Annotated in this window: 1 protein-coding gene; it reads right to left on the bottom strand. The window is 38.8% G+C overall.

The window, feature by feature from the left end; translation table 11 throughout:
* Window positions 1-273: 273 nt before the first annotated feature.
* Window positions 274-645 (bottom strand): DUF4440 domain-containing protein, encoded by a 372-nt coding sequence (locus H5200_RS23185; RefSeq protein WP_182762844.1) that lies wholly within the window; start codon window positions 643-645, stop codon window positions 274-276.
* Window positions 646-1,111 lie beyond the last annotated feature (466 nt).

The raw sequence follows: 1,111 nt of genomic DNA, 5'->3' as shown, positions 1-1,111 counted from the left end.
CAAATGTACCTGGCAATATTTGCTCAGCAAAATTGATTGGAATGAATTTATTTTGGCAGGATAAGTCTGGCTTGTAGTTGGCCATAACAATTTACCGTGGGTGAATAATATCTATTAGATCACAGTAACCCTGTGGGTTCAAGGTCAAAAAAACAATCAAGTCAATTGTGTAGAACCAGTTCCTAAAAAGAGTAATTCTACAGCCTCAACGCCGCCATAAGCCGCGAGACGGTAGGAGCGTCGGGAGCGTAATTAATGGCATTATTAGGGTTACTACTCAAATGCTTTACATAAAGTGCCCTGATGGAAGATCATTTGCCACCTCCCATTTATCAGAGACCATATTGAACATCGTAATGAGTAAATAGCGGTTGTCTCACCACCTTTTACCATTACAGCTTTATAAAGTAACTGGGCACATTTTGGCGCTAAATGTCTCAATTCATATTCAGATGCACTGATCTTAGGAGGTACTTCTGATGGCAGACGCTCCAGAGCTTCTTTTTTTCCAAATCGAACTCCAGAACCACCAATTTCAGTGAATTCATCCGCAATTAGTTCATCCAATTCGCCGTATGAAGCCCTAGTCTCAGCCTTAAATAAATGCTCTTCTAATTCGATGAGCTTCACCTTTAAATTTTCCACTAAATCTCCAAGTAACCCTAACGAGGCTGTAGAATAACTCGTTTTTAATTTATTTTTATTGATGCATTAACCATAGCCGAGTTCCTATTTTGATTCAATCGGTTACTTCGATTTTACGTAAAATATGAAAAAGAGGGTTTACTGTTGCTTTAAGGGGCGTTTTGGCGGGTATTCCAGTTGGTTTACTGGCTATATTACGGCTTAAGTGGTTTTAGTGCAGCCTGTTTGCAGCTTTTCTATATTATGAACTAAGCAATATAGTTGTATTGGGAGTTTACTTTCGTTTGAACCTGTAAGATCAGTTTTTTCATGCCTTTGTTGACCGTAAAATTTCGCTTTTTACCTCAGTAAAGCGGCTCTATAAAACCACGTTGTTTGCCATTCCTTCAAGAAAAACCTGTCGTCGCGCCATTGGACTGTCTATTTTGACCTTTATTTTAATTAGCTAACGGTGGATTTAGATCAC

Source organism: Pseudoalteromonas sp. SG43-7, assembly GCF_014164295.1.
GTDB lineage: Bacteria > Pseudomonadota > Gammaproteobacteria > Enterobacterales > Alteromonadaceae > Pseudoalteromonas > Pseudoalteromonas rhizosphaerae.
This window is presented reverse-complemented; position numbering and strand designations above follow the sequence as displayed.